The organism is Rhodobacter sp. P2_H5, from assembly GCF_056403335.1.
On record NZ_JBFUFS010000006.1, the window covers coordinates 135,560 to 158,153 of the forward strand.

At 66.0% G+C, this 22,594-nt stretch carries 19 protein-coding genes and 1 riboswitch; of the genes, 11 read left to right on the top strand and 8 right to left on the bottom strand.

Annotated features, from left to right (window positions below; translation table 11 throughout):
• Positions 1–2: 2 nt before the first annotated feature.
• Together AC1DVR_RS10260 and AC1DVR_RS10265 are read left to right on the top strand one after the other, a co-directional pair.
• The gene (locus AC1DVR_RS10260; RefSeq protein WP_478000464.1) at positions 3–1,724 is read left to right on the top strand and encodes an ABC transporter substrate-binding protein; all 1,722 of its coding nucleotides are present in this window, start codon (positions 3–5) and stop codon (positions 1,722–1,724) included.
• Positions 1,725–1,833: 109 nt separating this feature from the next.
• Entirely contained in the window at positions 1,834–3,624 is a 1,791-nt protein-coding gene (locus tag AC1DVR_RS10265) for a thiamine pyrophosphate-binding protein (protein ID WP_478000465.1), read from the top strand.
• 18 nt (positions 3,625–3,642) lie between these two features.
• On the opposite strand, the gene AC1DVR_RS10270 is transcribed toward AC1DVR_RS10265, so the two are convergent.
• The 8 genes from AC1DVR_RS10270 to AC1DVR_RS10305 all read right to left on the bottom strand — a co-directional run bounded on the left by AC1DVR_RS10270 (position 3,643) and on the right by AC1DVR_RS10305 (position 10,934).
• The gene (locus AC1DVR_RS10270; RefSeq protein ID WP_478000466.1) at positions 3,643–4,383 is read right to left on the bottom strand and encodes a hydroxymethylpyrimidine/phosphomethylpyrimidine kinase; all 741 of its coding nucleotides are present in this window, start codon (positions 4,381–4,383) and stop codon (positions 3,643–3,645) included.
• On the bottom strand, positions 4,380–5,330 hold the full coding sequence (locus AC1DVR_RS10275) for a ThiF family adenylyltransferase (RefSeq protein WP_478000467.1): 951 nt from the start codon (positions 5,328–5,330) through the stop codon (positions 4,380–4,382). Before AC1DVR_RS10275 ends, AC1DVR_RS10270 begins: the two co-directional genes overlap by 4 nt.
• Positions 5,327–5,938, bottom strand: a complete 612-nt coding sequence (locus AC1DVR_RS10280) for a thiamine phosphate synthase (protein WP_478000468.1) — start codon at positions 5,936–5,938, stop codon at positions 5,327–5,329. Before AC1DVR_RS10280 ends, AC1DVR_RS10275 begins: the two co-directional genes overlap by 4 nt.
• The gene (locus tag AC1DVR_RS10285; protein WP_478000469.1) at positions 5,938–6,696 is read right to left on the bottom strand and encodes a thiazole synthase; all 759 of its coding nucleotides are present in this window, start codon (positions 6,694–6,696) and stop codon (positions 5,938–5,940) included. The genes AC1DVR_RS10280 and AC1DVR_RS10285 overlap by 1 nt, the downstream gene beginning before the upstream one ends.
• A 2-nt stretch (positions 6,697–6,698) precedes the next feature.
• On the bottom strand, positions 6,699–6,896 hold the full coding sequence (thiS, locus tag AC1DVR_RS10290; protein WP_478000470.1) for a sulfur carrier protein ThiS: 198 nt from the start codon (positions 6,894–6,896) through the stop codon (positions 6,699–6,701).
• Positions 6,886–7,821 (bottom strand): FAD-dependent oxidoreductase, encoded by a 936-nt coding sequence (locus AC1DVR_RS10295; RefSeq protein ID WP_478000471.1) that lies wholly within the window; start codon positions 7,819–7,821, stop codon positions 6,886–6,888. Before AC1DVR_RS10295 ends, thiS begins: the two co-directional genes overlap by 11 nt.
• A complete protein-coding gene (gene thiC / locus AC1DVR_RS10300; protein ID WP_478000472.1) occupies positions 7,818–9,629 on the bottom strand; it encodes a phosphomethylpyrimidine synthase ThiC in 1,812 nt (603 codons plus the stop codon). Before thiC ends, AC1DVR_RS10295 begins: the two co-directional genes overlap by 4 nt.
• A 122-nt stretch (positions 9,630–9,751) precedes the next feature.
• Positions 9,752–9,874: riboswitch (TPP riboswitch) on the bottom strand.
• Between the two features lie 67 nt (positions 9,875–9,941).
• Complete coding sequence (locus tag AC1DVR_RS10305; protein ID WP_478000473.1) at positions 9,942–10,934, bottom strand: sugar-binding transcriptional regulator; 993 nt, start codon at positions 10,932–10,934, stop codon at positions 9,942–9,944.
• 173 nt (positions 10,935–11,107) lie between these two features.
• On the opposite strand from AC1DVR_RS10305, the gene AC1DVR_RS10310 reads away from it, so the two are divergent.
• From AC1DVR_RS10310 to AC1DVR_RS10350, 9 genes are all read left to right on the top strand, one after another.
• Entirely contained in the window at positions 11,108–12,451 is a 1,344-nt protein-coding gene (locus AC1DVR_RS10310) for an iron-containing alcohol dehydrogenase (RefSeq protein ID WP_478000474.1), read from the top strand.
• Positions 12,451–13,260 (top strand): HAD-IIB family hydrolase, encoded by an 810-nt coding sequence (locus AC1DVR_RS10315; RefSeq protein ID WP_478000475.1) that lies wholly within the window; start codon positions 12,451–12,453, stop codon positions 13,258–13,260. Before AC1DVR_RS10310 ends, AC1DVR_RS10315 begins: the two co-directional genes overlap by 1 nt.
• Positions 13,260–14,804, top strand: a complete 1,545-nt coding sequence (gene glpD, locus AC1DVR_RS10320) for a glycerol-3-phosphate dehydrogenase (protein WP_478000476.1) — start codon at positions 13,260–13,262, stop codon at positions 14,802–14,804. Before AC1DVR_RS10315 ends, glpD begins: the two co-directional genes overlap by 1 nt.
• Before the next feature lie 85 nt (positions 14,805–14,889).
• A complete protein-coding gene (gene xylB / locus AC1DVR_RS10325; protein ID WP_478000477.1) occupies positions 14,890–16,371 on the top strand; it encodes a xylulokinase in 1,482 nt (493 codons plus the stop codon).
• Between the two features lie 80 nt (positions 16,372–16,451).
• Entirely contained in the window at positions 16,452–17,468 is a 1,017-nt protein-coding gene (locus tag AC1DVR_RS10330; RefSeq protein ID WP_478000478.1) for a sugar ABC transporter substrate-binding protein, read from the top strand.
• Between the two features lie 75 nt (positions 17,469–17,543).
• Entirely contained in the window at positions 17,544–19,061 is a 1,518-nt protein-coding gene (locus tag AC1DVR_RS10335; RefSeq protein ID WP_478000479.1) for a sugar ABC transporter ATP-binding protein, read from the top strand.
• On the top strand, positions 19,058–20,047 hold the full coding sequence (locus AC1DVR_RS10340) for an ABC transporter permease (protein WP_478000480.1): 990 nt from the start codon (positions 19,058–19,060) through the stop codon (positions 20,045–20,047). Before AC1DVR_RS10335 ends, AC1DVR_RS10340 begins: the two co-directional genes overlap by 4 nt.
• 2 nt (positions 20,048–20,049) lie before the next feature.
• Complete coding sequence (locus AC1DVR_RS10345) at positions 20,050–21,039, top strand: ABC transporter permease (protein WP_478000481.1); 990 nt, start codon at positions 20,050–20,052, stop codon at positions 21,037–21,039.
• 5 nt (positions 21,040–21,044) lie between these two features.
• The gene (locus AC1DVR_RS10350; protein WP_478000482.1) at positions 21,045–22,586 is read left to right on the top strand and encodes an FGGY-family carbohydrate kinase; all 1,542 of its coding nucleotides are present in this window, start codon (positions 21,045–21,047) and stop codon (positions 22,584–22,586) included.
• Positions 22,587–22,594 lie beyond the last annotated feature (8 nt).

Below are 22,594 nucleotides of genomic sequence, written 5' to 3' on the forward strand. Positions count from 1 at the left end.
GAATGAGACTGCGTACAACGTCAACCGCCATGGCCCTTGCGCTGATGGCCTTTGCGATGCCGGCTTTCGCCGACATGGATGCCGCAAAGGCCTTCCTCGACAAGGAAATCGGCGACCTGTCGACCCTGAGCCGGGCCGATCAGGAAAAGGAAATGCAATGGTTCGTCGATGCGGCAAAGCCCTATGCCGGCATGGAAATCAAGGTGGTTTCCGAAACCATCGCCACGCATACCTATGAATCCCAGGTGCTGGCTCCGGCCTTCACCGCCATCACCGGCATCAAGATCACTCATGACCTGATCGGCGAAGGCGATGTGGTCGAAAAGCTGCAAACGCAGATGCAGTCGGGCGAGAACATCTACGACGCCTATATCAACGACAGCGACCTGATCGGCACCCACTGGCGCTATCAGCAGGCCCGCAACCTGACCGACTGGATGGCAGGCGAAGGCAAGGACGTGACCTCGCCGACGCTGGACCTGGCCGACTTCATCGGGACCAAGTTCACCACGGCGCCGGATGGCAAGCTTTACCAGCTGCCCGACCAGCAGTTCGCCAACCTTTACTGGTTCCGCTACGACTGGTTCAACGATCAGAAAACCAAGGACGATTTCAAAGCCAAATACGGCTATGACCTCGGCGTTCCGATCAACTGGTCGGCCTATGAAGACATCGCAGAGTTCTTCACCGGCCGCGACATGTCCTATATCGGCGGGCCGAAGTCGGCCTTCGGCAACATGGACTACGGCAAGAAGGACCCCTCGCTGGGCTGGCGCTACACCGACGCCTGGATGTCGATGGCCGGTATGGGCGACAAGGGCGAGCCGAACGGCCTGCCGGTTGACGAATGGGGCGTCCGCGTGGACGAGAAATCCCGTCCCGTCGGCTCTTGCGTTGCGCGTGGCGGTGCCACCAACGACGCGGCTGCAGTCTATGCCATCACCAAGTCGATCGAATGGCTGCAGAAGTACTCGCCGCCCTCGGCCGCCGGCATGGTCTTCGGCGAGGCGGGTTCGGTTCCTGCCCAGGGCGATATCGCCCAGCAGATGTTCTGGTACACCGCCTTCACCGCCGATATGGTCAAGCCCGGCCTGCCGGTGATGAACGAGGACGGCACGCCGAAGTGGCGCATGGCCCCCTCGCCGCACGGCGCTTACTGGTCGGAAGGCACCAAGGTCGGCTATCAGGACGTGGGTTCCTGGACCCTGATGAAGTCCACCCCGGTGGACCGCGCGCAGGCGGCCTGGCTCTATGCCCAGTTCGTCACCTCCAAGACCGTTGACGTGAAGAAATCGGATGTCGGCCTGACCTTCATCCGGGAATCGACGATCAACAGCCAGCACTTCACCGATCGCGCCCCGAAACTCGGCGGCCTGATCGAATTCTACCGCTCGCCCGCCCGCGTTGCGTGGTCGCCCACCGGCACCAACATCCCGGATTATCCGAAGATGGCGCAGCTGTGGTGGCAGAACATCGGCGACGCCATGTCGGGTGAGAAAACCCCGCAACAGGCGCTCGACAGCCTCTGCGCCGAGCAGGAAAAAGTGATGGCGCGGATCGAGAAGTCCGGCGTTCAGGGCGATATCGGCCCGAAGATGAACGAGGAAAAAGATCCGCAGGAATGGCTGGATGCCCCCGGTTCGCCGGTGGCCAAACTTGAGAACGAAAAGCCGAAGGGCGAAACCATTGCCTATGACGAGCTGATCAAGTCCTGGCAGAAGTAAGCCCGGACGCCTGAACCCGAGGCCGACCGCCACGTCGGTCGGCCTCCCCTCCTCCTTCCCCAAAATTGAAGCACACAACCCACGCCGTTCGCGGCGTCAGGAGAAGATCATGACCTCCCCCAAGCAACACATAGGTGATCTCGTCTCGGAGATGCTTGCGCAATACGGTGTCGAACTGGTGTTCGGGATGCCGGGCGGGCAGACGACGGCGCTGCACGACGGGATCTCGCGGCGCAACGACCGGATCAAGCACATCCTGATGCGGGACGAGCGCAACGCGGCCTATGCGGCGGATGCCTATGCGCGGCTGACCGGCAAGCCCGGCGTCTGCGATGTGACCGTGGGGCCGGGGGCGAACCTCTTGCCTGCCGGGTTTCTGGAGGCCTTGAACGCCTCGATCCCGATGATCGCGATTGTGGGGGAACTGCCGCTGGATTGGCTGTCGCTCAAGGAAAAAGGCATTGCGAGCCAGGGCTTTGACCAGCTCGCCTTCTTCAAGACCTGCTCGAAGGAGGCCTTCCTTGTCCCCTCGGTCGCGGCCCTGCCCGACCTGATCCGCGCCGCCTTCCGGATTGCCACTTCACCCCGCCCCGGCCCGGTCGCGCTGATCATCCCGCATGACATTTTCGACGCCGAATGGGACGAAGAGGCCCTGCCCATCGTCATCGACGACCGCGCGAAGCAAATCCCCTTCGTCCGCTCCACCGCACCGAATGAGGATATCGAACGCGCGGTCGCATTGATCAGGAAGGCCAAGCGCCCGGCCATCGTCTATGGCGGCGGCGTGCATGGTTCGGTCGCGGCACTGGAGGCCACCGCCTTCGCCGACCGGCTCGGCGGGCTGGTGGTGACCTCGCTGTCCGGCAAAGGCTCGGTCCCCGAGACCCGCGCCTTTGCGGCGGGGGTCCTCAATCCGCTCGGCTCCTGGGCTGCGATTGAACTCATTCAGGAGGCCGACCTGATCATCTGGTGCGGCTCGAAAGTCAGTCAGAACACGGGGATGAACTGGACCCTGCCGAAGGCCACCCAAGCCACGATCACCATCGACTGCGACCCGATGGAGCATGGCCGCACCTTCCGCCCAACCGTGCCCCTCTTCGGCGACGTGCGCGAAATCCTGCGCAGCCTGAACGCCGCTCTGGGCGACAGCCTGACCGGCAGCCGCCCCGACTGGGACGCAAGGATTGCCGCGGTGAAGGCCGAGGGCGATGCCGCCAAGGCCATCGAGATGGCCTCGGAGCAGATCCCCGTCCTGCCGCCGCGCGTGATGCGCGAGATTGCGGCGCGGTTGGGGGATACCGATGTGGTGGTCTCCGACGCGTCTTTCTCCGCCGGCTGGATCTCCGGCTATATCCCGGCGAAGAAATCCGAACGCCAGTTCCTGTTCGCCCGCGGCCAGGGCGGGCTTGGTTATGCCGTGCCCGGCGCCATCGGGGCCGCCGCCACAAGGCCGGAGGCCCGCATCGTCACCGTGGCAGGCGACGGCGCGTTTTCCTATACGATCGGGGAACTTGCGACCATGGCGCAGTACAACCAGCGCGTGGTCAACGTGGTGATCAACAACGGAAAACTCGGCTGGATCCAGCTCTGGCAGGAGATTTACTTCGGCAATGTCCAGTCGGCCAACCTCGAAAGCCAGACCTCGACCCCGGGCTATGCCGCCGCCGCCGCTGGCCTTGGCCTCCTCGGCATCTATTGCGACAAACCCGACGAGATCGGCCCGGCCCTCGACCGCGCCTTTGCCCATGACGGCCCCTCGGTGGTCGAGGTCCGCATCGACGACCGCGCCACGCCGATCCACTCTTTCAAGCGCCGGATGCGCGAGCTGAACGCCACCCCGAAACCCCGCCCCGGCACGGTCTACAAACTCCGCCAGTTCAAGATCTCGCCCGATCTGTGACACCCCCCTGCGGCAGGGTCAAACCTGCCGCAGGGCAAGACGGGCCCGCACCAGATCTTTCGCCTTCTGCACTGCGACTTCCAGCGCCACGCCTCGGGCCAGATGCACGGCGAGGGCGCTGGCCAGTTCGCAGCCGGTGCCCCGGGCCGATCCCGGCAGACGCGGCGCCCCAAAGGCGCGCATCGGCAGCCCTTGCTGGTAAAGCCGATCCTCGCTGATCACGGCATCTGCCGCATGGCCGCCCTTGACCAGAACCGCCCCGCAGCCGTGTGCCAGAAGGCCTGCCACGACATCGGCCTCTGCCGCTGTGGGCCCGAGGCCAAGCGCCGCGCCCAGCACCGCGAGTTCGGGCAGGTTCGGGGTCAGCACGCTGGTGCGTGGCAGCAAAAGCGCCAGCAGCGCGCCAAGCCCGGCGCTGTCGATCAGCGCCCGGCCCGAGGAGGCGCAGACCACCGGGTCCAGCACCACGAGCACTTGCGGCAGGTTGCGCGCCACCGCCATGACCGTATCCGCCCAGCCGAGCATGCCGATCTTGACCGCGCCGAGGCCGTTTCCCGCAGCAATCGCGATCTGATCGGCCACGACCTCGGCCGGCACCTGATGCACCGCACTGACCCTCTCGTCGCTTTGCGCGGTCACAGCGGTCACCGCGACCCTGAAACGCGCGCCCAGCTGGGCGGCGGTCGCCGCATCGCGGAGCACCCCCGCGCCGCCACTGGAATCCATCCCACCGATGAACAGAACCGGCGCGCCGCTCATGGCAGGGCCAGAATGGCCGTGGGGTTGTCGCATCTTGCGCCCAAGGCCCGCGCGGCGCGCCAGGCGCGCAGGCCGGTCGCGCAGCAAAAGACCACGCGACGGCCCTGCGGCACCGTGTCGAGCAGCCCGGGCGCCATCCGCACGGCGCGCGGCAATCCGGCGGCCTCTTCGACGGGCCGAAGCTCGATCACGAGGTCATCGGGGAGGAGGTCGGCTTCGGCGATCACTTCGGGGCCCGGAAGGTCAGGTTCGGGGGCCGTGTCAAAGCGAAAGGACGAGATCCGCCAGCTTTTCAGATCGACCGAGATCATCTGGCCCAGCGGCGACGGGCTTTGCCCGAGCAGTACCGCCAGCACCATCTGCGCCTGCAGGGCGGCGAGCGTCGCCACCACCGGCCCCATCACCCCGGCCGTGGCGCAACTGCCCATCTGCGCCGGCAGGTCGGGAAAGACGCTGCGATAGCTTGGCGCGCCACTGCAAAAGCCGCCGACATAGCCGGAATGTCCCAGAACCGAGGCGCTGATCAGGGGCTTGTCCTGCCTCAGGCACAGGTCGGACAGGCCATAGGTCACGGCGAAGGAATCCGCCGCATCGACGACCAGATCGGCTTTCGCCAGTTCGGTGCGGGCCAAAGCCGGGTCGAGGCGCTGGACGAGCGGGCTGATCCGGCAATCGGGGTTCAGGGCGTGCAACGTTTCGGCGGCGACCTCGGCCTTGGGGCGGCCAAGGTCGGTCATGCGGTAAAGGGTCTGGCGGTGTAGGTTGGTCTCATCCACATGGTCGGGGTCGATCACGCGCAGATGGCCGACACCCGCCCCGGCCAGAAGCGGCAGAAGGGTGGAGCCGAGGCCGCCCGCGCCGACCACCAGCACTTTTGCGGCGCGCAGGCGGGCCTGGCCCTGTGGGCCGACTTCGGGCAGGCAGATTTGCCTTTCATAGCGGGTCATCTGACATACTCCCGCGTTGCCGAAAGCCATTCCTTGCAGCGCGCCACAGGGTCTGCGGCTTGCTGAATGTCGGTGACCGCGGCGGCGCTGTCGGCCCCGGCGGCGAAAAGCTGCGGCAGGCGGTCAGGCGTCACGCCGCCGATGCCGACCAGCGGCACCGCCCCCACCCGGCGCTTCCAGTCGCGCACCCGGTCGAGACCTTGCGGTTCCCAAGGCATCTGTTTCAGCAGGGTCGGCCAGACCGGCCCGAGCGCGATATAGGCCGGCGCATGGGCCAAAGCGCGGTCCAGTTCCGCTTCGTCATGGGTGGAAAGGCCGAAGGATATGCCTGCGCGGCTTAGAGCTGTAAAATCGGCGCTGTCCATATCCTCCTGCCCCAGATGGACAAAATCGCAGCCGAGGTCGAGCGCGATCTGCCAGTGATCGTTGACCACAAGCTGCGCGCGATGGGCGGCGCAAAGTCTGCGAGCCAGAGCGATCTGGCGGCGTAATTCGGCCTCCGGCAGGTCCTTCAGGCGCAGCTGGACCAAGCGCACGCCAAGGGGCAGCAGGGCGGCCAGGCGGTCAACATGGCCGGTGATCAGGTAGAAGGGGTCGAGCCTTGCCATCACACCAGCTCCGCCAGGCCGAGGATCGGGGTCGAGGCCTGGGCCATGTCGCGGCGCGGCATCAGGCCGGCCTCATGCGCGGCACGGCCGCCCGCCACGGCCTGACCGAAGGCCGCGGCCATCGCCACTGGGTCAAGAGCCTTGGCGACGGCGGTGTTGAGAAGGACCGCGTCAAAGCCCATCTCCATCGCCTGCATGGCCTGCGAGGGCGCGCCGATTCCGGCGTCGATCACCATCGCGATATCGGGGAAATGCGCCCGCAAGGCGCGCAGGCCTTCGATGTTGCGCAGCCCCTGGCCGGAGCCGATCGGCGCGCCCCAGGGCATCAGGACGCGGCAGCCGGCCTCGACCAGCTTTTCGCCGACGATCAGGTCTTCGGTCGTGTAGGGGAAGACCGAAAAGCCCTCGGCACAGAGCACGCGGGCGGCCTCGACCAGGGCGAAAGGGTCGGGTTGCAGGCTGTCGGCGTGGCCGATCACCTCCAGCTTGATCCACTCCGTGCCGAAAAGCTCGCGCGCCATATGGGCGGTGGTGATCGCCTCACGTGCCGTGTGGCAGCCGGCGGTGTTGGGCAGGATGCGCCTGCCGCTGTCGGCCAGGATCTCGCGGAAGGCCTGGCCCGCCGGACCCTCGCGCCGCAAAGAGACGGTGATGACCTCGGCGCCCGAGGCCGCGATGGCCTGCCGCAGCACGGCGGGGGAAGGGTAGCCCGCCGTTCCCAGCATCAGGCGCGAGGTGAGGTTGGTGCCGTAGAACATCCTCAGCCCCCCTGCATCGGCGTCAGGATTTCGACCTTGGCCCCGTCGCGCAGGGCGGCTGCCGCGCGCAGCGTCCGGGGCACGAAACTGCCGTCCAGCGCCGTTGCGACTGAGGCCGCATCAAGGCCCTGTTCCTCCACCAAGGCGGAAAGGGTCGTGGCCGCCGTGGCCAGGGTTTGGCCGTTCAGATCAATGCGCATCGGCGCGCTCCTTGCAGATCAGGGTGGCGAGGTCGCGGGCGAGGATCGGGGCCATGAGGAAACCGTGCCGGTACATGCCGTTGAGGTGGATGCGGTCGCCTTGGACGCGCAGGGCGGGGATGTTGTCGGGGAAGGCCGGGCGCAGGCCGGCGCCCGTGGCTGTGACCTCAGCCTCGGCAAAGCCGGGGTGGACGGTGAAGGCGGCGGAGAGCAGTTCCACCACCGCCCGCACGGTGATGCCGCCTTTGCAGGCGCTTTCCACCATGGTCGCGCCGATCATGTAGCGGCCCTGCCCGCGTGGCACGATGTAGCAGGCAAAGCGCGGGTGCAGCAGGCGGATCGGGCGGGTCAGGGTCACATCTGGAGCCGAAACCTCCACCATCTCGCCTCGCACGGGGCGCAGGTCGGGAAGACGGTCCGCCGCCGCGATGCCGCGACAATCGACGATCCGGCCCAGCGGCGGACCGCTGCGAAAGCTGACGCCACGCGCCAAAAGGGTGTTCCGCAGATGGTCGAGCCCGGCGACAGGGTCCATATGCGCCTCGGTGGCAAAGAAAAGCCCGCGCTGAAAGCGGCCCGACAGGTCAGGTTCCAGCGCGTCGGGGCTGACGGCCTCATGACCTCCCGTGGCTTTGGCAAAGCGGTCCAACTCGCCCTGATCGCGCGGGCTGGCCAGAACCAGCGTGCCGCGCCGCACCACGCCGGGGACATGGGCCTGCCACCAATCCACCGCCTCTTGCCCGCGCGCCACGATCACCGGGGGCGCACTTTCGCCCTCGCAAAAGGGGGCCAGCATCCCCCCGGCCAGATGGCTGGCCGGGGGTGGAGCGTCGGGCGGGGCGATCACTTCGACCGCCACGCCCTTGTCAGCCAGGGCCGTTGCGGCGCAAAGCCCCGCCACGCCTTGCCCGAGAACCGAGATCATTCGGCCGGTTCCTTCACATCGGCGGCGGGCAGGTACAACGCGCCGCCTTCGCGGAACTTTTCCGCCATCCGCGCCATGCCGTCCTGCTTTTCCGCCTCGGCCCGAATGTCGTGGCTGATCTTCATCGAACAGAACTTCGGCCCGCACATCGAGCAGAAATGCGCCACCTTGTGCGCCTCTTTCGGCATGGTCTCGTCATGCATGGCGCGGGCGGTGTCAGGGTCGAGGCCGAGGTTGAACTGATCCTCCCAGCGGAATTCAAACCGCGCCCGGGACAGGGCATCGTCACGGGCCTGCGCGCCGGGATGTCCCTTGGCCAGATCAGCGGCATGGGCGGCCAGCTTGTAGGTGATCACCCCGGTTTTCACATCATTGCGGTCGGGCAGGCCGAGGTGTTCCTTCGGCGTGACGTAGCACAGCATCGCGGTACCGAACCAGCCGATCATCGCCGCCCCGATGGCGCTGGTGATGTGGTCATAGCCGGGCGCAATGTCGGTCGTCAGCGGCCCGAGCGTGTAGAAGGGCGCCTCGTGGCAATGCTTCAGCTGCTTGTCCATATTGGCCTTGATCTTGTGCATCGGCACATGACCCGGCCCTTCGATCATCACCTGACAATCCTTGGCCCAGGCGATCTTGGTCAGTTCGCCCAGCGTCTCAAGCTCCGCAAACTGCGCCTGATCGTTGGCATCGGCGATCGAACCGGGGCGGAGGCCGTCACCCAGCGAGAAGCTGACGTCATAGGCGCGCATGATGTCGCAGATCTCGTCAAAGCGTTCATAGAGAAAGCTTTCGCGGTGGTGATGCAGGCACCACTTCGCCATGATCGAGCCGCCGCGGCTGACAATCCCGGTCACCCGCCGCGCCGTCATCGGGATCATGTGCAGCCGCACCCCGGCGTGGATGGTGAAGTAATCCACCCCCTGTTCGGCCTGTTCGATCAGCGTGTCGCGGTAGATTTCCCAGGTCAGATCCTCGGCCACGCCGCCGACCTTTTCCAGGGCTTGGTACAGCGGCACCGTGCCGATCGGCACCGGGGCGTTGCGGATGATCCAGTCGCGGATGTTGTGGATGTTGCGCCCGGTCGACAGGTCCATGACGGTATCCGCACCCCAGCGGATCGCCCAGACCATCTTCTCCACCTCCTCCTCCATCGAGGAAGTGACGGCGGAGTTGCCGATATTGGCGTTGATCTTCACCAGAAAGTTGCGGCCGATGATCATCGGCTCCAGCTCGCGGTGGTTGATGTTGGCTGGGATGATGGCGCGGCCTTCGGCGATTTCTCGGCGGACGAATTCGGGGGTGATGAGGTCGGGCAGATCGGCGCCAAAGGCTTCGCCATCGCGGGAATAGGCGGCGCTGCGGCCCTCGTTCTCGCGGATCGCGACGAACTCCATCTCCGGCGTGATGATGCCGGCGCGGGCATAGGCCAGTTGGGTGACGGCACGGCCTTGGGTGGCGCGCAGCGGATCGCGCTGGTGCGGGAAGGCGGGGGTCAGCCTGGCGCCCTCGACAAAGCCATTGTCGGCGGGCAGGACGGCGCGGGCCGGGTAGGGTTCCACATCGCCACGCTGGTGCAGCCAGAGGCCGCGCACGTCCGGCAGGCCCTTGGCGATTTCCACCGAGACGGCGGCATCGGTGTAAGGGCCTGAACTGTCGTAGACATTCAGCGGCGCTTCCCCGGTCACCGTGATCTGGCGCAGGGGTATGCGGATGTCATGCAGCGTGCCAGCGACATGGACTTTGGACGAGCCGGGCAGGGCGCCGGTCGTGATCTGGTGGGCTTTGGTCTGGGAAATAGGCTTGTTCATCTGGTCTCCTCTCGCGAAAAGACCCAAGTGAAACGAAGGCAGAAAGGGGCCATCAGGCCCGGCACGCAGATGCGCAAAGGGCCCAAGTGGCCCGAAAGGACCACCCCGTATAAGATTGGGGAGGGTTTGCCCTTCGGTCTTCCTACGCCAGTGTCAACTGGGTCAGGTTCAAAGGGTCGCTGCACCGGGGTTGCCCCCTAAATCAGCCTCTCAGTCCCTTGGGTGGGACTCCCCCGACGTGAGGCAAGGATATCCAAAGGCGCACCGCCGTCAATGCGGATCTTTCGGAAGGTCGTCACAGACCCGTTTCCGTCAGGAAATCTTGGCCAGAAGGGCGCGGGCGGTTTCCTCATCCGTCACCAGAACCGTCGCCAGCCGGGCGCGAATCATGCCGGCGATGGCGTCGACCTTGCCCAAGCCGCCGCCGACGCAAATCCGCTGCGGCACCCGCATCATGGTTTCGGCCGACATGGTGATGTGGCGGCTGTCGAACTCGCTAGTCACCAGCTGCCCCGCCGCATCGAAGAAATGCCCCGAGGCGAAGCCGACAGCCCCCAGATCGCGGTAGACCGCCAGCTGGTCCGGCGTCATGAAGCCGCCGGTGACCAGCAAGGTCTCGCCGGTCAGTTGCGTCACGCCGAAGAGGATCGTGGTGCAATGGCCCAGAAGGTCGAAATGCTCGCGGATCGCGGGCTCGGCCATCAGGATATCCTTGACCGCGGGGCTGGAGACCACGCCCGGCGCATGCAGGTTGACGCAGCGCGCATTGAGCCTTTCGGCGATGTTCGAGGTGCAGAAGACCGGCGAGAAATCCATCGTCGCCGCCGAACTGCCGGTCAGCTGCGCCACCGTGACATGCGGGCGGTGCAGCGTGGACAAGGCCTGCGACAGGGCCAGCACCGTGCGGCCCCAGGCGACGCCGATGATCTCGTCCTCCTTGATCCGGCTTTCCAGAAGCCGCGCACCCAGATGGCCGATCTGCTGCGACAGGGGCTGGGTCGAGGTGCCGGTGGGCAACACGAAGCACTCCTCCAACCCGATCTTGTCGCGCAATTCCAGGGCTAGGTTGGCACGGGCGATGCGGGAAGGGTCGATGGTGATCGTCACCACGCCCTCATCCCGCGCCTTTTGCAACAGGTTGAAAACCGAGGCGCGCGAGATGCCGAGCTGTTCGGCGATCTGCTCCTGTTTCAGGCCTTCCTCGTAATAAAGCCAGGCCGCCCACAGAACCTGATCGGTGCCAAATTGCATCGGCGGCACGCGGCGGGCGCTGGGCGATTTCGGCTCGGACACGGCAGGGGGCATCGCGGGGATTGGTCCTTGGTCTGGGATCTTTCTGTCATTGCAGGAAATCGCGGACAAATCCAGCCGTTCGAATTTGGCAAAATTCAGATGCCTGTGAAAAACGTCATTGACAGATGACAACGTATAGTGACATTTGTCAGTCATCGAGAGTCGATAAGCTTTGGGAGGAGCGCATGGACCACGAGGCAAGGGCGCAAAACGCCACGTCCACACGCGACTGGACCGCTCTGATCGACGAGGTCACTGCAGGCCGCTGGATCGACCCGGACACCGGAAAGCCGGCGGATGTGCCCTTCAAGACCATCGTGATCCACGACACGCTGGCCCAGGATGCGGCGGGTCTTCTGGCCCGGACGATGCCCGCCGAAAGCTATGGCGTGGTCTGTGACGAGAACACGGTGGACGTGATGGGCGCCGCTGTCGCAGCCCAGATCGGCCCGAAAGCGCGGCTGATCGTGCTGAACCACCCCCATGCCGATGCGCAGACGGTGCGCGCCCTGCAGGCTGAAACCAGGGGGATCGAGGCGCTGGTGGCGGTCGGCTCTGGCACCTTGAACGACCTCTGCAAGTTCGCGACCTTTGGCGACGGTCGGCAGTATTCGGTCTTTGGCACGGCGCCGTCGATGAACGGCTATACTTCGTCCACCGCCTCGATCACGCTGGATTCGGGTCTGAAGTCCACCCAGAACGCCCATGCCGCCAAAGGCGTTTTCCTCGACGTGGCCGAGAGTGCCCGCGCCCCGCAATACCTGATCGCGGCGGGCTTTGGCGACAGTCTGTGCCGGCCCACGGCGCAGGTCGACTGGTACTTCTCGCACCAGATGCTGGGCACCTATTACGCGACCGCGCCCTATGTGCTGCAAGACGCGGATGAGGTCGCGATGCTGGCCCGCTCCGCCGGACTTGGCATCAAGGATCACGAGGCGGTGGGCTATCTGCACCGCATCCTGACCCTCGGTGGTCTTGGCATTGCCGTGACGAAGATGAGCCATCCGGGCTCGATGGGCGAACACCAGATCTCGCACTGGATCGACAGTTTTGCCGGCGACCGCCACCCGGGCACCGTGCATGGCCAGCAGGTCGGCGTCGCCTCGGTCACCATGGCGCGGTTGCAAGAGCAGATCCTGGCCATGGAAGAGGCGCCCCGTGTCGGCCCGACCCATTTTGACGAGGCGGAAATCCGCGCCCGCTATCCGGCGGCGGCGGTGGAGGCCTGTCTGAAAGCCAGCCGCGCCAAGGTGATGGATCAGGCAGCGGCCGACCGGTTCAACGCCGATCTGGCGCTGAAATGGCCCGAACTGCGCCAGACCCTGAGGGCGATGATGATCCCTTCGGCAGACCTCGCCCGCCATCTGCGCGCCGCAGGCGGTGGGGCCGCGCCTGAGGAGATCGGCCTTGACCGCGCCCTTTACGCCGATGCGCTGCGGTATAGCCGCGAGATGCGCGACCGGTATTCGTTCCTCGATCTGGCGGCAGACATGGGGATTCTGGAAGATTTCATCGAGGAAACCCTGTGATGCGCCCGCTGTCCGAGCTTTCGAGCGAAGCCCTGTCCCGCTGTATCGCCGTCTTCACCGACATCGACGACACGCTGACCACCGATGGCCAATTGCCCGCCGAAGCCTATGCCGCGCTGGAACGGCTCTCGCAAGCCGGCCTGCCCGTGGTGCCGATCACCGGGCGTCCGGCGGGCTGGTGCGACATGATCGCCCGCTTCTGGCCGGTCTCGGGGATCGTGGGCGAAAACGGCGCCTTCTACTTCTCCTACGATCGCGAGGCCCGCAAGATGCGGCAGAAGTTCTTCGCCACCGACGCCGAACGCCGCAGCAACCGCCAGAAGCTGGACGGGTTGCGGACCCAGATCCTCGCCGATGTGCCGGGGGCAGGCATCGCCTCGGACCAGCTCTACCGCGAGGCGGATCTGGCGATCGATATCTGCGAGGATGTCGAGCCGCTGTCGGCGGAAGATGTGGCCAAGGTGCTGGCGCATTTCGAAAACGCCGGCGCCGTTGCCAAGCTTTCCTCGATCCACGTCAACGGCTGGTTCGGCGCCTATGACAAGCTGTCGATGACCCGGATCTTTGCCAGGGACGTGCTGGGGCTGGATATCGACGCCGACCGCGACAGGATCATCTTTGTCGGCGACAGCCCGAACGACGGGCCGATGTTCGGCTTCTTCCCCAATTCCTGCGGTGTCGCCAATGTGAAGGAATTCGAAGGCACCGGCTGCACCCTCCCCGCCTTTGTCGCGAGCCAAAAGGGCGGTGCCGGCTTTGTCGAGATTGCCGAGCGCCTTCTGCACAGCCTTCAAGTGGGGGCGCGGTGATGGGGGAGCAGGTCTTCGATCTGGCGATCATCGGCGGCGGCATCAACGGCTGCGGCATCGCCCGCGACGCGGTGGGGCGCGGGCTGAAGGTCTACCTCTGCGAGCAGGGCGATCTGGGGGGCGCGACTTCCTCCGCCTCGACCAAGCTGCTGCATGGCGGCTTGCGCTACCTGGAGCACTACGAATTCCGCCTGGTGCGCGAGGCGCTGATCGAGCGTGAGGTGCTCTGGGGCATCGCCCCGCATATCGTCCGCCCGCTGCGTTTCGTGCTGCCGCATGCCAAGGGGATGCGGTCTGCCTGGCTTCTGCGGCTTGGCCTGTTTCTTTACGACCATCTGGGCGGTCGCAAGCTTTTGCCCGGCACCTCGCGCGTGGACTTCGCCCGCTCGCCCATCGGGCAGGGACTGAAGGCCGGCATCGACTTCGGCTATGAATATTCCGATTGCTGGGTCGAGGATAACCGCCTTGTAATCCTGAACGCCCGCGATGCCGAAGAACGCGGCGCCGAGATTGCCGTGGGCACCCGCTGCATCAGTGCTGCGCCCGAGGCGGGCGGCGGCTGGCGTGTGGTGACGCAGGACCTGACGACGGGCGAGGAACGCAGCCTGCGGGCAAGGGTTCTGGTCAATGCCGCCGGCCCCTGGGCCAATCAGGTGGCGCATGATCTGGTCGGTCGCCCGCCCAAGGGCAAGGTGCGGCTGGTGCAAGGCTCGCATCTCGTGGTGCCCAAGCTTTACGACCACGACCGCTGCTTCATCTTCCAGAATCCCGATGGCCGGATCGTTTTCACCATCCCCTACGAGGGCAAGTTCACCCTGATCGGCACCACCGACCGCGACTACAAGGGCGAACTGGCCAAGGTGACGGCCTCCGAGGCCGAGATCAGCTACCTCTGCGCAGCCGTCAGCGGCTATTTCCGCAAGGCAGTGACGCCGAAGGATGTGGTCTGGACCTATTCCGGCGTCCGCCCGCTTTATGACGATGGCCAGTCCAAGGCGCAGCAGGCGACCCGCGATTATGTGCTGGAGGTCGATACCACCGCCAATGCGCCAATGCTTTCGGTCTTCGGCGGCAAGATCACCACCTACCGCAGGCTGGCCGAATCCGCGCTGGACAAGATCCTGCCGCTTCTGCCCGCAGGTGCGGGAACCAAGGGCGAGGCCAAGGGCTGGACCGGTCGCCATCCCCTGCCGGGTGGCGAGTTCCAGCCGCAGGATCTGAACATGCAGGTCAATGGCCTGATCAAGTCCTACGGCTTCCTGACCCGAGACGAGGCGCATCGGCTGATCCGGCAATACGGCACCCGGGCGCGTCGCATCCTCGGCAATGCCACCAGGCGCGCCGATCTGGGGCACGAATTCGGCGGCGGCCTGACCGCACGGGAAATTGACTACCTCTGCCGCGAGGAATGGGTGCGCCGTGCCGAGGACATCCTGTTCCGCCGCAGCAAGCTGGGCCTTGTCCTCAGCCCGGCCGACGCTGCTGCGATCGACGCCTATCTGACCGCGAAGACCGAAAGCAGCGCAGCTCTGGCCGCGCAGTAAGACACCACACGACCGGAGACCGCACGACAGACTGCACAGAAACACAAACGGCCTTGGGAGGGGCCGGATTTCGGGGAGGAAATCGATGTATCTGGGACTGGACCTTGGAACCTCGGGCGTGAAAGCCCTGTTGATCGACGACAACCAATACCTGGTCGGTGAATATGCCTCTCGCCCGCTGGCGGTGACGCGGGCGCATCCCAGCTGGTCCGAACAGGACCCGGCACTGTGGTGGGCGGGGGTCTGCGAGGCGATGGACGGGCTGAAGGCGCGGCATGGCCGGGCCCTGTCGGCGGTGCGTGGCATCGGGCTTTCGGGGCAGATGTATGGCGCGACCGTGCTGGACGGCGAGGACAGGCCGCTCCGCCCGGCGATCCTGTGGAACGACATGCGCACCGCCCGCGAATGCGCCGATCTGGCCGCCTCCCTGCCCGAGGGCGAGGCGCTGGCGGGCCGTTCCGCCACCCCGGGCGTGACGGCGGTCAAACTTGCCTGGCTGGCGCGGCACGAGCCCGAGGTTTTCGCGCAAGTCCGCAGTGTCCTTCTCCCCAAGGATTACATCCGCCTCTTGATGACCGGCGACAAGGCCTCGGACCGGGCGGATTCCAGCGGCACCTACTGGATGGATGTGGCGCGGCGCGACTGGTCGGACGCTTTGCTGGCCGCCACCGGCATGCAGCGCAGCCAGATGCCGGAATTGTTCGATGGCACCGAGCCGACAGGGCGCCTGCGCGCCGATCTGGCGGCGCGTTGGGGCATGGCCGCGCAACCGGTCTTTGCCGGTGGCGGAGGCGACAATGCCTGCGGCGCCTGCGGTGTGGGGGCGGTGGGCGATGGCGCGGGGACGGTCTCGCTCGGCACCTCGGGTGTCTTGTTCGTGGCCTCTGATACCCCGCGCCCGACGCGCGGCATCTCGGTCGAGACGCTGTGCCATGCCGTGCCGGGGATGTGGCACCAGATGTCGGTGGTCCTGTCGGCGACATCGACGCTGAACTGGCTGGCGGCGCGGCTGAAACGCTCGGCCCGCGACCTCGTGACCGAGCTTGGCAGCGAGCCGCGCCCGGCGACGGACCTTCTCTTCGTGCCCTATCTCGATGGCTGCTGGTCGCCACGTTTCGACCCGCAGATCAGGGGAGGCTTCTTTGGCCTCGCGCATCAGCACGACGATGCCGCGATGACGCAGGCCGTGTTGCAGGGCGTGGCCTTTGCCCTGCGCGACAGCGCCGATGCTTTCCGCGCCGCAGGCACAAGGCTTGACCGGCTGGTGGCCTTGGGCGGCGGGTCGCAGTCCGTGCTGTGGCTGTCGATCATCGCCTCGGTTCTGGACGCCGATCTGGATCTGCCCGAGGCGAGCGAGCTTGGCGCGGCCTTTGGCGCCGCAAGGCTCGCCATGGTCGCCGCCAACAACGCGCGCCCCGAAACCGTGCTGCGGGCGCCGAAACTCCGGGGGGTGGTGCGCCCGCATCCCGCCCATGCCGACAGTTACACCAGCGCCTATGAGGCCTGGCAAAGCCTTGTGCCGGTTCTCGGGAGGATCGCCCCGCAAGGGGCGGCGTCCGGCGCATAGGGGCCATCTGGGAGGGTGGTCTTAACCAGTGCCAAGGGTGCGCCACAGGCGGCTGAAGGCACAAAGAGGAGGAGTGCGAGATGACGGAAAACACCACCCAAGGTTCGATGAACCGGCGGATGTTCATGACCTCGGCCGCCGTGGCGGCAGCGACGGCCACCATGGCGAGCTGGCCCAAGGCCGTGCTGGCGCAAGCGGCAGACCGCAAGTTCGCGGCCTCGCTCGGCTGGACGACCTATGATTCCGGGCGTCACCTGCAGGACGGCTTCGCCGCTGCGGTCAAGGAACTGGGCGGCACGCTGACCACCACCGACGCGGGCTTTGACGCCAGGGTGCAATCCGACCAGATCGACTCGCTTGTCGCCACCAAACCCGACGCTTTGTTCATCACCCCGGCCGATGCCGTGGCCATTGCCCCCGCCGTGCAGCGCGCCGTGGCCGCTGGTATCCCGGTCTTCTGTGGCGACAGCGCCATTCCCGGCGTGCTGGTCAACACCACCGCCATGTCGAACAACTTTGGCATGGGCCAATATTCCTGCGAGTTCATCTGCAAGGCCTTGAACGGCAGGGGCAAGATCGCCCGGGTCATGCTGCCGCAGAACGAAAGCTGGGATCAGCGGACGCTCGGGATGGAATGGACGCTGAAGCAGTATCCCGATGTGAAGATCGTTGCCGAATGGGCATTCGCTTTGGCCGGCAATGTCACGCCGCGTCAGGCGGTCGACAATATCCTCACCTCCAACCCCGACATCAACGCGATCTGGTGCGCCTGGGATGGCGCCGCGGTCGAGGGGACCCTGGCCGCCGGGGCCGCAGGGCGCAACGACCTGATCATCACCGGCATCGACGGCGGTTCGCAGGCCTTCAACTACATCGCCGGCAACTCTCCCCTGAAACTGTCGATGGCGCAGAGCTTCTACGAGATGGCCTTCCTGGATGTCTTCTACGCCCATGAGAAACTGGCCGGTCGCAACACCCCGCGTCTGGTGGTGACGCCGACCTATGCCGTCACGCAGGACATGCTGAAGGACTCGATCCCCGACGATTTCGACGTGCCGGGCCATGCGCAAAGGCTGGGCTGGGTCCGCGCCGTCTGAGCGCCTTGCTTCACGGGCCATGGGCGCGCTGCCCGTGGCCCACCCCTTCTTCAGCGGCATGAGAAAGTCTTTCCGATGGAAGCTGCAACCCTGACGGCCACCGGCATCGCCAAGCGCTTCGGCCCCGTTGTCGCGCTGGAACAGGTCGATTTCACCCTGATGCCCGGTGAGATCCACGCTTTGCTCGGCATCAATGGCGCCGGCAAATCGACCTTCATCAAGATCCTGTCGGGCATCTTCCAGAAGGATGGTGGCACGATCACCGTGGCGGGCCAGGAGGTGCATTTCCGAAAGCCCGAAGACGCCATCCGCGCCGGCGTCGCCACCGTGCAGCAACACCCCGAGCTGGTCGGCGACATGACCGGCTTTGACAATATCTTCCTTGGCCGCGAGACCAAGGGCGGCGGTCTTTTCGGCCGGATCGACCGCGCTTCTTTGGAGGCGCGGGCGGCGGCGCTGCTCAAGCGCTTTCCGATCGACATCGACCTGTCGCAACCCCTCGCCCGGATGTCTCCGGTCCAGCGCGAGGCGGTGGCGATTCTGCAGGCTTTGGCCTCGGACAACATCCGCGTGCTGATCCTGGACGAGCCGACCTCGACACTGACCGAGGTCGAGCGCGCCGATCTCTTCGCGATGATGAACGTGCTGCGGGCGCAGGGGATTTCGATCATCTACATCACCCACCACCTGGAGGAAGTGTTTGAAATCGCCGACACATTCTCGGTCTTTCGTGGCGGGCGCACCGTGGCGCGGATGAGTGCAGCACAGGCACGGCGCGAGGGCGTGTCCCTCGCCACCATGATGCTGGGCGAGGCGTTGGGCGGGGTCTTTCCCCCGAAGGCAGAGGCCGCGCCCATAGGCCCGGTGGTCTTTGAAGCCCAGGGCCTTGCCGCCGGCCGCGCCTTTCAGGGTGTGAATTTCGACCTGCGGCGGGGCGAGATCCTCGGGATTTTCGGGCTGGTCGGCTCGGGTCTGGATGAGCTTTCCAAGGCGCTTTTCGGGGCTGAGCCGGTCTCGGCTGGCCGGATGCAGTTGGAAGGGCGGGAGGTGCGCCCGAAATCACCGGCTGCAGCCTTGAAGGCCGGGTTGTTTCTGGTGCCCGGCGACCGGCGGTCCGAAGGGCTGACCCTGTCGCGCGATGCCATCTTCAACGTGCCGCTCGCCAATCTGGGCCGCGCCACTTCTGGTCGCTGGATGCTGCAGCGTCGCCGCATCCGCCGCGATGCGGGGGAACTGACGCGGCGGGTGGCCTTGCATCCTCCTGTCATTGACCTGCCCGCCAGTGGCTATTCCGGCGGAAATCAGCAAAAGATCGTACTGGCCAAGGGGCTTTATGCCGAGGCCAAGGTTTACATCTTCGTCGAGCCGACCATCGGCGTCGATATCGGCGCCCGGGCCAAGATCTACGCGTTGATCCGCGAACTGGCGCAGACTGCAGCGGTGATCGTGATGTCCTCGGATTGCGACGAGGTGCATGGCATCGCCGACCGCTCCATCGCGCTTTACAAGGGCCGCCAGGTGCCCGCGCCGATGGCCGCCTATTCCCGCGACGAACTCCTGATGGCCGGAATCCTGGGAGGAGCCCCGAAATGACCCGCGTTTCAACCTTGCCCAAGGGGGCCGGGCGGTTTCTGGCCTTTGTTTTGCTGGTCCTGCTGATCGGCGGCGCCTTTGCGGTGGCAGAGCCGCGCTTCCTCAGCCAGGCGAATTTCGCGGGCATCACCCGGCACATGGCGGCGAATGGGCTTGCCGCGCTGGGCCTGACCTTCGTCGTCATCGTGCGGCGGTTCGATCTGTCGCTGGCCGGTGTCGCCTCTTTCTCGGCCATGTCGATGGGGGCGGTGATCGCGGCGGGGTTTCCCTTGTGGACGGCGGTTCTGGCCGGGCTGATCGTGGGGGGCGGCATTGGCCTCGTCAACGGCATCGCGGTCAGCCGCTTTGGCCTGCCGGATATCGTGACGACGATTGCGACAGGCTCGATCGTCTCTGGCATGGCGTTTCTTTATACCGGCGGGCGGTCGATCTTTCAGAACTTCTTCACCAGCGGGATCATCCGGCTGAATGATGCAAGGTTCCTCGGCTTCGGCGCTTCGCTCTGGTTCCTGCTCGCGGCCTATGCGGTGGCGTGGTTCGTCATGCACCGGACGCGCTCCGGCACGGCGTTTTACGCAGCGGGAGAGAACCCGGTTTCGGCCTATTATTCCGGCGTCAATGTCGGGCGCTATACGACGCTGGCCTTCGTGATCTGCGGCATTTGCGCGGTGCTGGCGGTGACGCTGATCCTGGCGGAATCCGGCAATGCCGAGACCAACAAGGGCGCCAACCTGATGATGCCCGCCTATGCCGGGGTGTTCCTGGGCGCGGCCTTGATGGGGGGAACCTCGGTCCTCGCCTCGCTGGCCGGGATCTTCCTGATCACCATGCTGCTCGACGGGTTCTCGCTCTTGGGGGTGCCCTATTACTACAGCGACGGGGTGGTCAGCCTGATCCTGCTGATGGGGGTTCTCCTGTTCAGCGATGCGGTGCGCGACGGGTGGCGCGGGTGGCGGATCATGCTGGCACGGGGGGAAGGACAATGACGATGCAAAGCCTTGAAGGCGCGCGCCCCTTGGCGCAGGGCGGTCTGGCCCGGATGGTGATGAACGGCTGGCTTCTGGGGGTGCTGGTCCTCCTGATCGCGGGGATCTGGAACATCAGCCCGCAGCTTCTGGACCCCGGCAACATCAACACGGTGCTGCGCAGTTTTTCGATCATGGTGGTGATGGTGCTGGGCCTGACCTGGGTGATGGCGGCGGGCAAGATCGACGTCAGCTTCATGCAAATCGCGGCCCTGGCCAACATGACCTTCGCCTGGAGCCTGTCGCATGGCTACGGCATGGGGGTTGGCGTGGCGGCGGGCCTGGGCGTTGGCGTGCTGACCGGGCTGATCAATGGCTGGCTGGTCTGCTATCTGCGGCTGCCCGCGCTGATCGTGACGATTGCGACGGCGGGCATCTGCGCCTCGGCTGCGGCGGCGCTGGGCAAGGGGACAGTGATCCGGATCACCGACACGGGCTTCCTCGGCACGGTGTTGCATGCGACGGTCGGCCCGGTGCCGGTGGTGATCTTCGCGGTCCTGATCCTCTGCGCCTTGGGCTGGTACATGCAGGAGAAGCTGGCGCTTGGCCGCTACATCTATGCCATCGCCCAGAACGAGGCGGCGGTGCAGGCGGTCGGCGTGCCGGTGCGGCGGCTGGTGCTGACGCTGTTCGTGCTGTCGGGGGCGAGCGCCTCGGTCGCGGGGCTTTTGCTGGCGGCGAACCTCGAATCCGGGCAGCCGATGATCGGCGGGCCTTACCTGATCAACGGGCTGACCGTGGTGCTTCTGGGCGGCATGATGATCCATGTCGGCAAGCCGAATATCCTTGGCACCGTCACGGCCACCCTGTTCATCGGCGTTCTCTTCAGCGGCGCGGCCCTGCTTGGCCTGCCGGATTATCAGCGCCAGATCATCCAGGGCGTGCTGCTGGCCCTGGGCCTGATCGTGGCGACCACCGCCAACCGCCGTCTTGGCGCTGGCCGGGCAAGGTGAGGGCGATGAAAGGTTCCAAAATACCGGTCGTGATCGGCCTCGATTGCGGCACCGGCGGCGCGCGGGCGCTGATCAGCGACCTGAAGGGCAAGGTGATCGCGGTCGCCAGCGTCGAATATCCCACGCTTTACCCCCGCCCCGGCTGGGCCACGCAGTCCCCGCAAGACTGGTGGCAAGCCGGCACCGAGGCGGTGCGCCGCGCCCTGCAGCAAGGTGCCGTGAAGCCCGAGGACGTGCTGGCGATCTGCGCCGATGGCACCTCCAGCACCTTCGTGGCCCTGGGCGCCGATCTGCGGCCCGTGGCCCCGGCAATCCTCTGGATGGACAACCGCGCTTCACCGCAAGCGCGGCGGATCGGCTGCAGCAAGGACCCGGCGCTTGGCCGCTCGAAAGGCGGGGTCAGTGCGGAATTCATGCTGCCGAAGATCCTTTGGTTCAAGGAAAACGAGCCCGCCCTCTTCGACGCCACAAGCTGGTTCGTCGAGATGACCGATTACATGGCGCTTCGCCTGTCGGGCGAGTTGACGCTGGGCCTGAACCACACGATCAACCGCTGGTTTTATGATCCGCGCAAGGGCGGCTGGCCCGAGGCGCTTCTGGCAGAGGTGGGTCTGGCCGGGATCACCGCCCGCTTTCCTGCCACCATGCTTCCCCTCGGTGCCCCTATCGGCCCCCTGACCGCCGAGGCGGCCGAGGCTTTGGGTCTGACCCGCAAGACAATCGTCGTCTGCGGCGGCACCGACGCCTATGTGGCGATGGTTGGCCTCAACACCCTGCGGGCGGGCGAGACCGCCTTCATCACCGGATCGTCGCATCTTGTGCTGCCGATGACCGACAGTGCGGCGCAGATCGAGGGCATCTTCGGCCCGCATCCCGATTGCGTCGTGCCCGGGCTTTTCGTGATGGAGGGCGGCCAGGTCTCCAGCGGCTCGGTCATCCGCTGGTGGCGCGACAATATCGCGGTGCAGGGCGGTGATGACGACTACAGCCGCATCATGCGCGAGGCGGAGGCGGTGCCGCTGGGCGCCGACGGTCTGGTCGCGCTCGATTTCTGGCAGGGCAACCGCAATCCTTATATCGACTACGACCTGCAGGGGGCGATCTGGGGCCTGACGCTGAAACACTCCCCGGCCCATATGCTGCGCGCCTTCATGGAATCGGTGACCTATGGCACCGCCAATATCCTGAAGCGGCTGACTGACCATGGCGTCGGCGTCCAGTCGATGACCGTGGCGGGTGGAGCGGTCCGCACCCCCTTCTGGCTGCAGATGCATGCCGATGTCGCGGGCCTGCCGATCCATGTGCCCGAGGTTTCCGAGGCAACGGCGCTGGGTTCGGCCATCGTGGCGGCGGTCGGCGCGGGCTGCTTTTCTTCGCTGCCCGAGGCCGCTGCCCGGATGGTCCGCCATCACCGCACGGTGCAGCCTGACGCCGCAAGACATGCCGCCTATGGCGAGGTCTTTGAATTCTATCTCGAAACCCATGCCGCCCTCAGCCCGCTGATGCACCGCATGGCCGCCCGCACCAGGGCCAGCCCGCAAGGCTGACCCGGCTT

Bases quoted from the DNA above. Each gene is read 5' to 3' on its own strand.
- AC1DVR_RS10260 (WP_478000464.1), top strand. From the start codon at position 3: ATGAGACTGCGTACAACGTCAACCGCCATGGCCCTTGCGCTGATGGCC.
- AC1DVR_RS10265 (WP_478000465.1), top strand. From the start codon at position 1,834: ATGACCTCCCCCAAGCAACACATAGGTGATCTCGTCTCGGAGATGCTT.
- AC1DVR_RS10270 (WP_478000466.1), bottom strand. From the start codon at position 4,383: ATGAGCGGCGCGCCGGTTCTGTTCATCGGTGGGATGGATTCCAGTGGC.
- AC1DVR_RS10275 (WP_478000467.1), bottom strand. From the start codon at position 5,330: ATGACCCGCTATGAAAGGCAAATCTGCCTGCCCGAAGTCGGCCCACAG.
- AC1DVR_RS10280 (WP_478000468.1), bottom strand. From the start codon at position 5,938: ATGGCAAGGCTCGACCCCTTCTACCTGATCACCGGCCATGTTGACCGC.
- AC1DVR_RS10285 (WP_478000469.1), bottom strand. From the start codon at position 6,696: ATGTTCTACGGCACCAACCTCACCTCGCGCCTGATGCTGGGAACGGCG.
- thiS (WP_478000470.1), bottom strand. From the start codon at position 6,896: ATGCGCATTGATCTGAACGGCCAAACCCTGGCCACGGCGGCCACGACC.
- AC1DVR_RS10295 (WP_478000471.1), bottom strand. From the start codon at position 7,821: ATGATCTCGGTTCTCGGGCAAGGCGTGGCGGGGCTTTGCGCCGCAACG.
- thiC (WP_478000472.1), bottom strand. From the start codon at position 9,629: ATGAACAAGCCTATTTCCCAGACCAAAGCCCACCAGATCACGACCGGC.
- AC1DVR_RS10305 (WP_478000473.1), bottom strand. From the start codon at position 10,934: ATGCCCCCTGCCGTGTCCGAGCCGAAATCGCCCAGCGCCCGCCGCGTG.
- AC1DVR_RS10310 (WP_478000474.1), top strand. From the start codon at position 11,108: ATGGACCACGAGGCAAGGGCGCAAAACGCCACGTCCACACGCGACTGG.
- AC1DVR_RS10315 (WP_478000475.1), top strand. From the start codon at position 12,451: ATGCGCCCGCTGTCCGAGCTTTCGAGCGAAGCCCTGTCCCGCTGTATC.
- glpD (WP_478000476.1), top strand. From the start codon at position 13,260: ATGGGGGAGCAGGTCTTCGATCTGGCGATCATCGGCGGCGGCATCAAC.
- xylB (WP_478000477.1), top strand. From the start codon at position 14,890: ATGTATCTGGGACTGGACCTTGGAACCTCGGGCGTGAAAGCCCTGTTG.
- AC1DVR_RS10330 (WP_478000478.1), top strand. From the start codon at position 16,452: ATGACGGAAAACACCACCCAAGGTTCGATGAACCGGCGGATGTTCATG.
- AC1DVR_RS10335 (WP_478000479.1), top strand. From the start codon at position 17,544: ATGGAAGCTGCAACCCTGACGGCCACCGGCATCGCCAAGCGCTTCGGC.
- AC1DVR_RS10340 (WP_478000480.1), top strand. From the start codon at position 19,058: ATGACCCGCGTTTCAACCTTGCCCAAGGGGGCCGGGCGGTTTCTGGCC.
- AC1DVR_RS10345 (WP_478000481.1), top strand. From the start codon at position 20,050: ATGCAAAGCCTTGAAGGCGCGCGCCCCTTGGCGCAGGGCGGTCTGGCC.
- AC1DVR_RS10350 (WP_478000482.1), top strand. From the start codon at position 21,045: ATGAAAGGTTCCAAAATACCGGTCGTGATCGGCCTCGATTGCGGCACC.